This window comes from Agrobacterium sp. 22-223-1, assembly GCF_053522385.1.
Map to the genome: position 1 here is coordinate 244,512 of NZ_JBNWCN010000006.1, position 13,384 is coordinate 257,895.

Annotated in this window: 10 protein-coding genes; 6 read left to right on the top strand and 4 right to left on the bottom strand. The window is 58.5% G+C overall.

The features are described 5' to 3' along the window. The first annotated feature begins 45 nt into the window (after positions 1–45). Entirely contained in the window at positions 46–771 is a 726-nt protein-coding gene (locus ACQZ60_RS22045) for an outer membrane lipoprotein carrier protein LolA (protein WP_052025744.1), read from the top strand. A gap of 162 nt (positions 772–933) precedes the next feature. Beyond that, positions 934–1,737: an exodeoxyribonuclease III gene (locus tag ACQZ60_RS22050; protein WP_003520284.1), complete on the top strand. Its 804-nt coding sequence runs from the start codon at positions 934–936 to the stop codon at positions 1,735–1,737. Between the two features lie 20 nt (positions 1,738–1,757). Here the strand turns inward: ACQZ60_RS22050 and ACQZ60_RS22055 are convergent, their stop codons facing one another. Next, positions 1,758–2,213, bottom strand: a complete 456-nt coding sequence (locus ACQZ60_RS22055) for a cyclic nucleotide-binding domain-containing protein (RefSeq protein ID WP_020810625.1) — start codon at positions 2,211–2,213, stop codon at positions 1,758–1,760. Positions 2,214–2,359: 146 nt separating this feature from the next. After that, positions 2,360–3,043 (bottom strand): response regulator transcription factor, encoded by a 684-nt coding sequence (locus ACQZ60_RS22060; RefSeq protein WP_003505216.1) that lies wholly within the window; start codon positions 3,041–3,043, stop codon positions 2,360–2,362. A 286-nt stretch (positions 3,044–3,329) separates the two neighbouring features. On the opposite strand from ACQZ60_RS22060, the gene ACQZ60_RS22065 reads away from it, so the two are divergent. Next, positions 3,330–3,833: a L,D-transpeptidase family protein gene (locus tag ACQZ60_RS22065; RefSeq protein WP_155246276.1), complete on the top strand. Its 504-nt coding sequence runs from the start codon at positions 3,330–3,332 to the stop codon at positions 3,831–3,833. Between the two features lie 72 nt (positions 3,834–3,905). Here ACQZ60_RS22065 and ACQZ60_RS22070 read toward each other — a convergent pair whose 3' ends face one another. After that, positions 3,906–4,475, bottom strand: a complete 570-nt coding sequence (locus ACQZ60_RS22070) for a CarD family transcriptional regulator (RefSeq protein WP_003505223.1) — start codon at positions 4,473–4,475, stop codon at positions 3,906–3,908. A gap of 542 nt (positions 4,476–5,017) precedes the next feature. Here ACQZ60_RS22070 and ACQZ60_RS22075 point away from each other — a divergent pair. Both ACQZ60_RS22075 and ACQZ60_RS22080 read left to right on the top strand, forming a co-directional pair. Beyond that, complete coding sequence (locus ACQZ60_RS22075; RefSeq protein WP_035265242.1) at positions 5,018–9,778, top strand: NAD-glutamate dehydrogenase; 4,761 nt, start codon at positions 5,018–5,020, stop codon at positions 9,776–9,778. Between the two features lie 105 nt (positions 9,779–9,883). Then, the gene (locus ACQZ60_RS22080) at positions 9,884–11,260 is read left to right on the top strand and encodes an MFS transporter (protein WP_448736125.1); all 1,377 of its coding nucleotides are present in this window, start codon (positions 9,884–9,886) and stop codon (positions 11,258–11,260) included. A gap of 56 nt (positions 11,261–11,316) precedes the next feature. Here ACQZ60_RS22080 and phaR read toward each other — a convergent pair whose 3' ends face one another. Continuing rightward, a complete protein-coding gene (gene phaR / locus ACQZ60_RS22085; RefSeq protein WP_003520279.1) occupies positions 11,317–11,892 on the bottom strand; it encodes a polyhydroxyalkanoate synthesis repressor PhaR in 576 nt (191 codons plus the stop codon). Between the two features lie 243 nt (positions 11,893–12,135). Between phaR and ACQZ60_RS22090 the strand changes: the two genes are divergently transcribed. After that, positions 12,136–13,317 (top strand): acetyl-CoA C-acetyltransferase, encoded by a 1,182-nt coding sequence (locus ACQZ60_RS22090; protein ID WP_035265247.1) that lies wholly within the window; start codon positions 12,136–12,138, stop codon positions 13,315–13,317. Positions 13,318–13,384: the final 67 nt, after the last annotated feature.

Genomic DNA, 13,384 nt, shown 5'->3' on the forward strand with positions numbered 1-13,384 from the left:
GCAACCAAGCGGGGCGAAGAAGCGTTATTACACGCTTTCAACGTCATGAAGCCGCCGCCTTTTATGCGGACAATCGCTGCGATGAAGGAGAATAGAATGAACGACCTCACCACCGGCGAAACGGCCAACGCAAACACACCGCAAAACGGCGTGACGCGTCGTGGCGTGCTGACGGCATTTTCCATGGCCGCAATCATGGCCGGCCTGTCGCCGCTTGACGCCTTTGCCCAGGCGGCCGGCAACACGGCGACAGCGCAGAAAATCGCCAATCACTTCTCGTCGGTCAAAACCATGATGGGGGAATTCGTCCAGTTCGGCCCGCGCGGTGAACAGACCGGCGGCAAGTTCTACATCGAACGCCCCGGCAAACTCCGCTTCAATTACGAAGACCCCTCGCCCATGCGGGTCATCGCCGACGGCAAGAACGTCGTCATCGGCAATATGAAGCTCAAGACCTGGGATCTTTATCCGCTCTCCAAGACGCCGCTCAGCTTGCTTCTGTCCGACAAGATCGATCTCGGCAACCAGAAGGTTCGCAACGTCAAGGAAGAATCGGACCTGACCACTATCGTGCTTGGCGACAAGAGCGTCTTCGGCGATTCCACCATTACCCTGATGTTCGATCCGAAGACCTTCGATCTGCGGCAATGGACCACGACCGACGCCCAGAACAAGGACACGACCGTCATGATCTTCAACGTCCAGACCGGTGTGAACCTCGATGAACGCGTCTTCAACATCAATTACGAGGAAGTTCGCAAAGGCGGCTGAGGCTTCGAGCCCCAAGGAAACTCTTCGAAAGGCGACCCTGCGGTCGCCTTTTTCATTTTACCGCTAAAATACATTCCCGTTTTCGTCGCGATGTTATAAGCCTGCGCCCCGGAAACATGTCACGAGCCAAGCGGTTCGCGGCAGTAAAAGCGGAGCACATGCATGTCGTTTTCGATAACCACCTGGAACATCAACTCGGTCAGGCTCAGAATGCCGATCGTTGAGCAGTTTCTGGTACGTTACAAACCCGACATTCTTTGCCTGCAGGAAACGAAATGCCCGAATGGCGAGTTTCCGATGAAGCCGCTGAAGGCGCTCGGTTATGAACACGTCATCATCCATGGCCAGAAGGGCTATCACGGCGTCGCCATCGCCTCGAAGATTCCGCTGACCGAAGATCATCGACAGGACTATTGCGGTATCGGCGACGCACGCCACATTTCCGCGATTTTTGAGGTCGGATCGCGCCGCGTGCGGCTGCATAATTTTTATGTGCCGGCAGGCGGTGACGAACCGGATCGCTCGATCAATCCAAAATTCGGCCACAAGCTGGATTTCATCGAGGAAATGAAGGCGCTGCGCGCCGATGGTGTGCCTGGGACCTCGTCCATTCTCGTCGGCGATCTCAACATCGCACCGCTCGAAAATGACGTCTGGTCACACAAGCAGCTTCTGAAAATCGTCAGCCATACGCCTGTCGAAACCGAAGGCATGCTTGACATCATGAAGAAGGGCAACTGGCTCGATCTGATGCGTCTGAATGTGCCGGAGACGGAAAAAATCTATACCTGGTGGAGCTACCGCGCCAAGGACTGGGAAGCGGCTGATCGCGGCCGCCGCCTCGACCACATCTGGTCTTCGCAGGATCTCGGTTCCTCGCTCGAAAAAATCGACATATTGCGCGAGGCCCGTGGCTGGAACCGGCCATCCGACCATGTTCCCGTCACCGCCCATTTCCGGTTCTGAACAGGCGGAGTTGTCTGGCGTCAGACGAAGCGGTTCTGCAAACGGGCCGCACCCGCCGCCAGCGACGCGATATTGTCGCGAATACGCGCCGATACGATATCGGCAACCTCCGGAAACTCCTCCACCAGCCGGTGGAAGAGGATGCGCGTTATGCGGATGACTTCGGAATCCTCCGCTGCCACGGCAGTAAACTTCCGTTCGCAGAGCGTGAAAAGCGCAAGCTCCGAAAGCAGCGCCCCCTTGCCCGGCGTCGCCTGCAGCACGGGCTTGCCATCCCGCCCTGCCGTGAAAAGCTCGAAATGGCCAGCCGTCACCGCAAAAGCGCATTCGGCCGGTGAGTGTTCCCGGAACAATGTCTGCCCGGCCGATACACGACGGCGCTCCGCACCGAAGGCGATAAGCCGCAACTGGTCATCGCTGAACCCCGCAAATAACGGCACTTGCCCCAGCAGCATGATATCGTCCGTCAAGGCCATGTCGATCGTTACTCCGGAAAAACGCCTGCACCACTATAGCGGTTTTCCAATATCGGCCCTCAAAATACAAGCTGTTAGAACGCCGCGCGCCCTTTCGGACGCGCGGCGTGAGCTTTGGACACGTGACAGGTGCAAAGAGCCCCTGCTCAGGGAACGATCTTGTATCCGCCGTTCTCGGTCACCAGAATTTCAGCGTTGGACGGGTCGCGTTCGATCTTCTGGCGCAGACGATAGACATGCGTTTCCAGCGTGTGCGTTGTCACGCCGGAATTGTAACCCCAGACCTCTTCCAGCAGGACGTCGCGGGTAACGACGGTGCTGCCGGCGCGGTAGAGATAACGGATGATCGCCGCTTCCTTTTCCGTCAGGCGGATTTTCTTGCCGTCCTCCGTCGTCAACAGCTTCTGGCTGGGCTTGAACTGATAGGGACCGACGGTGAAAACCGCATCCTCACTCTGCTCATATTGACGCAGCTGTGCCCGGATACGCGCCAGAAGCACGGCGAAACGAAAGGGTTTTGTCACATAGTCGTTCGCCCCGGCTTCCAGCCCAAGAATAGTATCGGAATCGGTATCATGCCCGGTCAGCATGATGATCGGCGCCTTGAAACCGCCCTTGCGCAACAGCTTTACCGCCTCACGGCCGTCCATGTCCGGAAGGCCGACATCCATGATCAGAAGATCGACCTGGGCGGTCTTGGCGGTCTGCATCGCCTGCGCGGCATTGGCGCCGCTGAGCAGCGAGAATTCCTCATAGGGAGACAATTGCTCGGTCAGCGTCTCTCGAAGATCGTCGTCATCGTCCACCAGAAGGATAGTGCGAGCCGTCATTCGGATTCTCAGCCTTTCTTACTTTAGCGCATCGGCCCAAAAATCAGGCTCGATTTTCGAGAGACACGACGCGTAGTTTAAAAGAGTTAGAGCGTCCCTTATGCATCCCAAAAGACGCCCGGCGCTCTAATTATCAGCCAATTCAGCGGTTTGCCGATAAAAGGTCAACCCATTGCCATGATATAACGAAGTGCTATGACTTCACGTTAAATAACCTGCAAAGCAAAATCTCGTGAAAAACATGAGCACCCAGCCCGTAAGACAACGTAAACGCGCATCGACGCTCATGGTTCGGCCGGCCCCCTCGAAAATCAGTCGCGCCATCGTCCAGCTCGGGCATCTCACCTTTCCAGCCGCGATCGGACGCAATGGCCGCACTGCGCTGAAACGTGAAGGAGACGGAAAATCTCCCATCTCGACCATCGGCCTGCTGCACGGGTTTTATCGCGGCGACCGCCTTCCCGGCATCGCCACGGCACTGCCGATGCAGCGTACACGGAAGTCCATGCTGTGGTGCGACGAGCCCAGTAGTCCCAATTACAACAGGCTGGTCAAGGCGCCCTTCGCCCCGAGCCATGAAGAGATGATGCGGAAGGACGGCCTCTACGACGTCTGCCTGGTGCTCGACTGGAATATCACCTCGAGAAGCCGCAACCGCGGCTCGGCGATCTTCATGCATCTGATCAGACCGGGATATGAGCCGACCGCAGGCTGCGTCGCCCTCCATCCCCGTGACATGCGGCGCATCCTGCCGCATCTGCGCAAAGGCACGAAAATCCGCATCCTGTGAATTCCAGCCTGCAATCGGGCAACAAAAAACCCGCCATCAAGGCGGGTTTTTTTAGAGGGAAAAAGCCGGTTATTAAGCGGCTTCGTCCTGAGAATCGTCCTCTTCGACGGTCTTGCCGCGCTTGGGGCCCTTGGCAAGGTTCACTTCCACCAGGCGAACAGCCTCGGTTTCAGACATCTTGTTGACGGCGGCGATTTCGCGCGCCATGCGGTCGAGAGCAGCTTCATAAAGCTGACGCTCGGAATAGGACTGCTCCGGCTGATTTTCTGCACGGTAGAGATCGCGCACGACTTCCGCAATCGCGATGAGATCGCCGGAATTGATCTTCGCATCATATTCCTGCGCGCGGCGCGACCACATGGTACGCTTCACACGCGCCTTGCCCTGCACCACTTTCAGCGCCCGCTCGACAAAATCGCCTTCGGAAAGCTTGCGCATGCCGATGCTGACGGCTTTGGCGACGGGAACTTTAAGACGCATCTTGTCTTTTTCGAAATCGATGACAAAAAGCTCAAGCTTCATGCCGGCGACTTCTTGTTCCTCGATGGCAGAAATGGTACCGACACCATGAGCGGGATACACAATCGCTTCACCGGTCTTGAAACCGTGATGTGCTGGAGATTTCTTCTGCTGGGTCGTCATTCGTTCTAAAAACTCCCTGTTACATACCCGGGGATGCCGGGGTTGGGTCGGTCAGGCCCTGATGAGACGGGGGAACCGTCAGGTGACTCCGCACTGGTCCAGCCGTGCACGCAAAAACACACCTTCCCGTCTTGCGGGGTTCGATAACGTAAACGCTCGATATGTCACGGAAACCGCGTGCAAAAGAGGTGTTGCTTTCGTGGTGTTTTTGGGCACACAAATGCCACGCTGTGGATCAGTGTCGTTGGTGTACCACAAAAATAGGCGCAAATCAATAATTTGCTTCGACCGTGGCCGCAACATCACATGGCAGCCAAAGAACCGCCTAAAAATTAGCCGCAGAAATACTGTCAAAATGCTTCGTGACAGGCCCTCATGGCAAAAGGAGCAAAAAAATTTCACTTACCGACTGAAGAAACACGAAAGCCTCTTAAACTCTTCGTAATTCCACGCCAATATCCGATTCGACTGAAAAGGCAAAATCCGCAAATTGGCGATGCTTTTTTATATTAAAGTGTGATTTTTGGAGGAATCCACGTCAAATGGGCTACAGAAATAATCCAAAACGCGAAAAACAGATCGAAAAAGCGCGCCAGCAGGCAATTGCCGAAAATGTCCAATTTCTTGATCCGGGTATTCTTTATGGAAGGGCAAGCGCCGACGATATAGAATATTATTCCGCCGAGATGCTGGCTGCGAGCGCCGCTCACAGTTTCGAGGCGCTTTCGCACTGGACCGGAGACGCTCCGTACATCGGCATCTCCCAGGTGGAGGGCGTTTCGCCGCGGGATATTCCGGTAACGGTCCTGACCATTATCGGCCGCAATATGCCCTTCCTTTACGATTCCGTCATGGGCGAGGTCACCAGCAGCTATCGCGGTCTTTACCTCGCGGTGCACCCGATCCTGGTGCGCGACGAAAGCGCGCAGGCGGGCTATCGTCTTGCGGAACCCGAGGATGATCCTGCTGAAAATATCAGCCTCATCCAGCTGCATATCGCGCCGCTCACGCCGCAAGCCGCCGCAGCGCTGGAAGAAAGACTGCGCTTCGTGCTGACGCAGGTTCAGTTCGCCTATCGCGACTGGCGGCCCATGCTGGCGAAACTCGACGAGGCGCTGGATGAATTGTCCAAGCGCGGTTCGTCACGGCGCAAGACCGAGCGTGCGGAAGCCGTAGAATTCCTCAACTGGCTTCGCAACGACAATTTCACCTTCCTCGGCATGCGTGACTACACCTATTCCGGCAAGGGAAAGAACGCGAAGATCGAGCGCGGTGACGGCGTCGGTCTCGGCAGCCTCAGCGATCCGGATGTGCGCGTGCTGCGCCTCGGCAAGAATGCCGTGACGACGACGCCGGAAATCCTTGCCTTCCTCGACGGCCCGGATTTCCTCATCGTCACCAAGGCCAATGTGAAATCCATCGTGCACCGCCGCGCCTATATGGATTATATCGGCATCAAGCGCTTCGACGAGGACGGCAATGTCATCGGCGAATTGCGCATCGTCGGCCTCTTCACCGCCACCGCCTATACGCGCTCAGTCAAGCAGATACCGCTGCTGCGCGCCAAGGTCGCGGAAGTCGAGCGGCATTTCGGCTTCGATCCGAACAGCCACTCCGGCCGCATCCTGCAGAACACGCTGGAAGCCTATCCGCGCGACGATCTTTTCCAGATCGAAACCGATCTTCTGATCCGCTTCGTCGAGCAGATCATGGAACTGAGCGACCGGCCGCGCGTGCGCGTGCTTGCACGTATCGACCGTTTCGACCGTTTCGTTTCGGCCATCATCTTCGTTCCGCGCGAGGAGTATAATTCCTATGTACGCGAGAAGATCGGCGACTATCTGAGCACGGTCTATGACGGGCATATTTCCGCCTATTACCCCGCCTTCCCCGAAGGCGCCGTCGCCCGCGTCCACTTCATCGTCGGCCGAACGGAAGGCAAGACGCCGCGCATCGCCCAGGACAAGCTCGAAGACGCCGTCAGCGACATTGCGGCGCGCTGGATAGACCATTTCGTCGCCCTGTCCGAGCCGGGAGCGCCGGTGCTGGAGGTCGATCAGGCCTATCAGGAAGCCTTCACGCCGGAAGAAGCGATCGGCGACATGCCGGATATTCTGGGCGCCGCGAAGGGCGAGCCGGTCCGCATCGAATTTTACCAGCAGGAAGGTCAATCGGCGGAGACGCTGTCGCTGAAGATTTTCCACCGCGACGGCCACCTGCCGCTTTCACGCCGCGTACCGCTGCTCGAAAATCTCGGTTTCAACGTCATCAGCGAGCGCACCTTCGATATCGGTGTCGTTTCGGACGGCGAAAAGCGCGACATCGTGCTGCACGACATGGAACTGTCGGTCGCCAAGGGAACGACGCTCGATCTGCCGCACTATGGACAGAAACTCGAAGAAGCGTTCCTCGCCGCCTTCTCCGGCAAGGTCGACAATGACAACTTCAACCGCCTGATCCTCGCCTGCGGCCTCACCGTGCGCGAAGTCTCCGTACTGCGCGCCTATGCCCGTTATCTCCGCCAGACCGGCATCGTCTATTCGCAGGAGCATATTTCCGAAACGCTCTATAAGTATCCGGCGATTTCCCGCAATATTTTCGCGCTGTTCAAAGCCGGCTTCGATCCGTCCGTCGACGAAAAGAAGCGGCTGAAGAAACTTGCCGAAATACACAAGGCAATCGAAGCGGCATTGAGCGGCGTTCCCAATCTCGACGAGGACCGCACGCTCAGGCGTTACGTCAACGCCATCGACGCGACGCTGCGCACCAACTACTTCCAGAAAAATGCCGACGGCACGCCGCGTGACCTGTTGGCCTTCAAGTTCGATCCGAAACATCTGGACGGCCTGCCCGACCCACGTCCCTTCCGCGAAATCTTCGTCTACGGAACAGAGGTCGAAGGCGTGCATCTGCGCTTCGGCAAGGTCGCGCGCGGCGGTCTGCGCTGGTCGGATCGCGGCCAGGATTACCGCACGGAAGTGCTCGGCCTCGTCAAGGCGCAACAGGTCAAGAATGCGGTGATCGTTCCGGTCGGCGCCAAGGGCGGCTTCTTCCCGAAGAACCTGCCGGCCGGCGGCTCCCGCGACGAGGTCTTCAATGCCGGCCGCGAGGCCTACAAGACCTATATCCGCACCCTGCTCTCCATCACCGACAATATCGTCGACGATGCCATCGTACCGCCAGCCGACACGCTGCGCCTCGACGGTGACGACCCCTATTTCGTCGTCGCCGCCGACAAGGGAACGGCAACCTTCTCCGATACGGCGAACGGTCTTGCCCATGAGGCCGGTTTCTGGCTGGACGACGCCTTCGCATCGGGCGGTTCGGCCGGTTACGACCACAAGAAGATGGGCATTACCGCCCGTGGCGCCTGGGAAACGGTGAAACGCCATTTCCGTGAAATGGACACCGACATCCAGACCACCCCCTTCACGGTGGCGGGCGTGGGCGATATGTCCGGCGACGTTTTCGGCAACGGCATGCTGCTGTCGGAAAAGATCAGGCTGATCGCCGCCTTCGATCACCGCGACATCTTCATCGATCCGGATCCCGACACCGACAAGTCCTTTGCCGAACGCAAGCGGCTTTTCGAACTGCCGCGTTCCAGCTGGCAGGATTACGATCGTTCGGCCCTCTCCGCCGGTGCGATGATCATCTCGCGCTCCGACAAATCGGTGACGCTGACGCCGGAAGCCGTGGCCGCCATCGGCATCGACAAATCCGTCGCCACGCCCTTCGAGATCATGACGGCCATCCTGAAGGCACCAACCGATCTCCTCTGGTTCGGCGGCATCGGCACCTACATCAAGGCGGCGGTGGAAACCAATGCCGAGGTGGGTGACAGGGCGAACGACCCCATTCGTGTCAACGCAACCGAGCTGCGCGCCAAGGTCATCGGCGAAGGCGCCAATCTCGGCATCACCCAGAAGGGGCGCATCGCCTATGCGCTTTCGGGCGGGCGATGCAATTCCGACGCCATTGACAACTCGGCCGGCGTGAACTCCTCGGACGTCGAGGTCAACATCAAGATCGCGCTTGCCTCCGCCGTGAACAGCGGTCGCCTGACGATGCCGAAACGCAACCAGCTTCTTGCTTCCATGACGCCGGAAGTGGCGCAGCTGGTATTGCGCAACAACTACCTGCAATCGCTGGCGATCTCGCTGACGGAGCGGCTGGGCCTTTCGAACCGCGAAGAACTCGGCCGCCTGATGAGCGCGCTGGAGGCGACCGGACAACTGAACCGCAAGGTCGAAACCCTGCCCAACAATGCCGAATTCAGCGAAAGATACGCCACCGGCAAACCGCTGACCCGGCCGGAAATCGGCGTGCTCCTCTCCTATGCCAAGCTCACTTTGTTCGATGCACTGGTGGCAAGCACGCTTCCCGACGAACCCTATCTCCAGCATCTTCTGGTCGATTATTTCCCGGCCAAGATGCAGAAGAACTATGCAGACGATATCAAGTCGCATCGTCTGCATCGCGAAATCGTCGCCACCGCGCTCGCCAATGCCGTCGTCAATCGCGGCGGCCCGGGCTTTGTGCAGAAACTTGCCGATGCGAGCGGTCTTCTGGCGGCCGACGTCGTCAAGGCAGCAGTGATCGTCGAGGATGGTTTCGGTCTCAAACGCCTGTGGAGCGAAGTCGACGCGCTTGACGGCAAGGTCGGCGGTGAAGTCCAGAACGGGCTTTATGCCATGATCACGCGTATCTTCTCGGATGCGAGCAGGCTTTACCTGCAAACCGGGAGCGCGAGTGCGGCCGCAGGTGACATGGCGACCGAAATCGAGCGACTGAAAACCGCCATCAAGACGCTATCGCCGGCAGCGGCGAAGTATCGTCGCGAACTCGGCGTCACGGAAATCGACGGCGTTCCTTCCGGTCTTCTGGAGGAACTCGATACGCTTTCCCTGCTCGTCTATGTGCCGGAGATCATGCGCATCGCCGAAAGCGCCGGTACGACGCTTGCCCGCGCCGCCGAAAGCTATGCCACCGTCTCATCGACCTTCCGCGTCGCGCGTCTGCTGGATGCGAGCCAGCGCATCACACCGGCGGATCACTACGAGAGCCTGGCTCTCCTGCGTAGCCAGGACCAGATCTCTTCGTCGCGACGCCGGATCGTCATCTCCGCGCTGACCGAATATGCCAAAGAAAAGGACCCGGTTCAGGCCTGGTATGCGGCGGACCGCGTGCGGGTCAACCGCATCGTCTCCGAACTCGGTGCGCTCAGCGACAGCGGCGATACCAACCTTGCCCGTCTGACGGTCGCGGCCGGGCTGCTTGGCGATATCGTTCAGGCACGCTGATCGGCAGCCTCAAAAACGCCATCCGGGTCCCCCCGGATGGCGCCAGACAAGACGGATGCATCCGCATCGCGCATTTTATTTCCCGATTTTCCGATAGGACGATGAATGACTGTCCCTTCCCCAAATGCGGAAACAGCGGTTGCCAAACGCGGCATCTGGGGCTGGGTGATGTTCGACTGGGCGGCGCAGCCGTTTTTCACGGTCGTCACGACCTTCGTTTTCGGGCCTTATTTCGTCGCACGGCTTACCGACGATCCGATTTCGGCGCAGGCGACATGGAGCAACATGGCGACGGTGTCTTCGATCATCATCGCCCTCTTCTCCCCCATTCTCGGCTCCATCGCCGACCAGTCCGGCGCACGCAAACCGTGGATCGCCTTCTTTGCCGTCATCAAGATCGTCAGTCTCTTTTTCCTCTGGTTTGCCGCACCCGGTTCGCCGCTCATACTTCCAATCGTCTGCATGATCCTCGCATCCATCGCGGCGGAATTTTCCATCGTCTTCAACGATTCCATGATGCCGCGGCTGACCAACCCGCAAAATGTCGGGCGCATTTCCAATCTCGCCTGGGGGCTCGGTTATCTCGGCGGCATGGTGGTGCTGATTGCCGTGGTGACGCTTCTGGCCGCCAATCCACAGACCGGTGTGACCATCGCCGGTATCAAACCTCTTTTCGGCCTCGATCCTGCAACCGGCGAGGATGCCAGAATAACTGGCCCGCTCGCCGCGCTCTGGTATCTCATCTTCATTCTGCCGATGTTTCTTCTCACTCCCGATGCTGAAAAGGGCTTGCCCTTCGCAGCCGCGATCCGCTCGGGATTGGGGGAACTGAAGATCACGCTGCGCGAACTGCGATACCGCCCCGTGCTGTTGCGGTTTCTGATTGCGCGCATGCTTTATCAGGATGGCGTCAATGGCGTTCTCATTCTCGGCGGGGCCTTCGCCGCCGGCATGTTCGGCTGGGCAACGATGGAAATCGGCCTCTTCGGCATCCTGCTCAATATCGTTGCCATTGCCGGCTGCTTTGCCGCCGGGCGCGTAGACCAGAAACTCGGGTCGCGCATCACCATCCTTATCAGTCTGGTGCTTCTGTTGCTGGCCACGCTCGGCATCGTCTCGACGGAAAAAGGCTCCACCCTGTTCGGCCTGCTACAATTGTCGACCGCAGATAATGGCGGCATCTTCGCCACCGGCGCGGAAAAGGCCTATTTGCTTTATGGTGTGTTGATCGGCCTTGCCTTCGGCCCCGTTCAGGCCTCGTCACGATCTTATCTCGCCCGCAACATCACCGTGGCGGAGGCGGGCCGTTATTTCGGCATCTATGCGCTCTCCGGACGCGCCACCAGCTTCATGGCGACGCTGTCGTTTTCCATAGCAACCACCATAAGCGGCTCCGCCCATATCGGCATGGCGACGCTCATCGTATTTCTGGGATCCGGGTTCCTGCTATTGCTGCGCGTGCCGGAAAGAACGGCAGGCTGAAAGTCTGAAGCAAAAGCCGATGCGGTTTGCTGAAACCGGGCATCGGCCCGACAGGATCAGAGCTGATCGAGCTTTTGCTGCAATGCGCGCAACTGCGCCTTCAGCTCATCGATTTCGGATGCATTCGGCTTGCGGGTTTCCTTGGGCGCCTGCGGCATTGCGAAAGGTGTGAAACCCTGCATCGCCTGCCGGAACAGTTCCGTATTGCGGCGGATCTGCTCTTCCATCATTTGCAGCGGCGCCTGAAAATTGCGGGCAAGCGAGCCATCGCCGAAAGCCTTGGCCATATGCTCCTGCATCTGGCTCTGCTGGTCGGAGAAGGTCTTCATCGAATGTTCGAGAAATGTCGGCACGACCATCTGCATCTGGTCGCCGTAATAGGAGATTAATTGCCGCAGAAACGCCGTCGGCAGCAACGTATTGCCGGTTTTGGCCTCCTGTTCGACGATGATCTGCGTCAGCACCGCATGCGTGATGTCTTCGGAGGACTTGGCATCCTGAACCTTGAAGTCCTCGCCGCGCTTGACCATCTGCGCCAGATCATCGAGCGTCACATAGGTGCTGGTACCGGTATTGTAGAGCCGCCGGTTGGCGTATTTTTTAATGATTGTTTCGCCGTCGTGTTTCGCCATGCCCGCCTCCTCGCGATGATGGTATTTTCTTGTTTTTTGGTGTTATTGCTCTTCCCGCCGCAAAGTGTATGCGCAAAACGAGCCCTCTGACAAATGTTTTGTGCATCGCAACAGTTTGTTTTTTGCGCAGCAATTTTCCGCAAGATTTCGGCGTGATTTAGCAACATCTTTTAAAGCAACTTTCGCCATTTGACTTGTATTGAAAGCTTTGCCAGTCTCCGCCCGCAAGTGAGGAGAAAACTGATGACCCTGCCTTCAATCGTGATTGCCAGCGCCGCGCGCACAGCCGTCGGCTCTTTCAACGGCCACTTCGCCAATACGCCAGCCCATGAACTCGGGGCGACCGTCATCAGCGCCGTGCTGGAGCGCGCCGGTGTCGCGGCAAACGAAATCGATGAAGTCATTCTCGGTCAGGTCCTGACGGCAGGCGAGGGACAGAACCCGGCGCGGCAGGCTGCCATGAAGGCCGGCATTCCACAGGAAGCGACCGCCTTCGGCCTCAATCAGCTTTGCGGCTCTGGCCTGCGCGCCGTGGCCCTCGGCATGCAGCAGATCGTGACCGGCGACGCAAACATCGTCATTGCCGGCGGGCAGGAATCCATGTCCATGGCTCCCCACTGCGCCCATTTGCGCGGCGGCGTGAAGATGGGCGATTTCAAGATGATCGACACCATGCTGAAAGATGGCCTTACCGACGCCTTCTATGGCTACCACATGGGCATCACCGCTGAAAACATCGCCCGCCAATGGCAGCTTTCCCGCGACGAGCAGGACCAATTCGCCGTCGCATCGCAAAACAAGGCCGAAGCCGCGCAAAGCGCCGGCCGTTTTGCAGATGAGATCGTGGCTTTCACGGTGAAGGGCCGTAAGGCCGATATCGTCATTGATACAGATGAGCATATCCGCGCCGGGGCTTCGCTGGAAACCATGGCCAAGCTGCGCCCCGCCTTTGACAAGGAAGGGACGGTCACGGCCGGCAACGCCTCCGGTCTGAACGATGGCGCCGCCGCCACGCTTTTGATGTCGGAACAGGAAGCAGGAAAGCGCGGTATCAGGCCGCTCGCCCGTATCGCCTCCTGGGCGACGGCGGGTGTCGATCCGCAGATCATGGGCACCGGTCCCATCCCCGCCTCCCGCAAGGCCCTGGCCAAAGCCGGCTGGTCGATCAGCGATATTGGTCTTGTGGAAGCCAACGAAGCCTTTGCGGCCCAGTCCTGCGCCGTGGTGCGCGAACTTGGCCTTGATCCTGCCATCGTCAATGTCAATGGCGGGGCGATTGCCATCGGCCATCCGATCGGCGCCTCCGGCGCGCGCGTCCTCAACACCCTGATTTTCGAAATGCGCCGCCGTAACGTGTCCAAGGGTCTTGCAACGCTCTGCATCGGCGGCGGCATGGGCGTCGCCATGTGCATCGAAGCACTCTGAAACCGCCACACGACTTGCCAAAAAGCAATTCCGGTTCAGCGCGCAATAGGGTAGAAGCGGTCTCCCA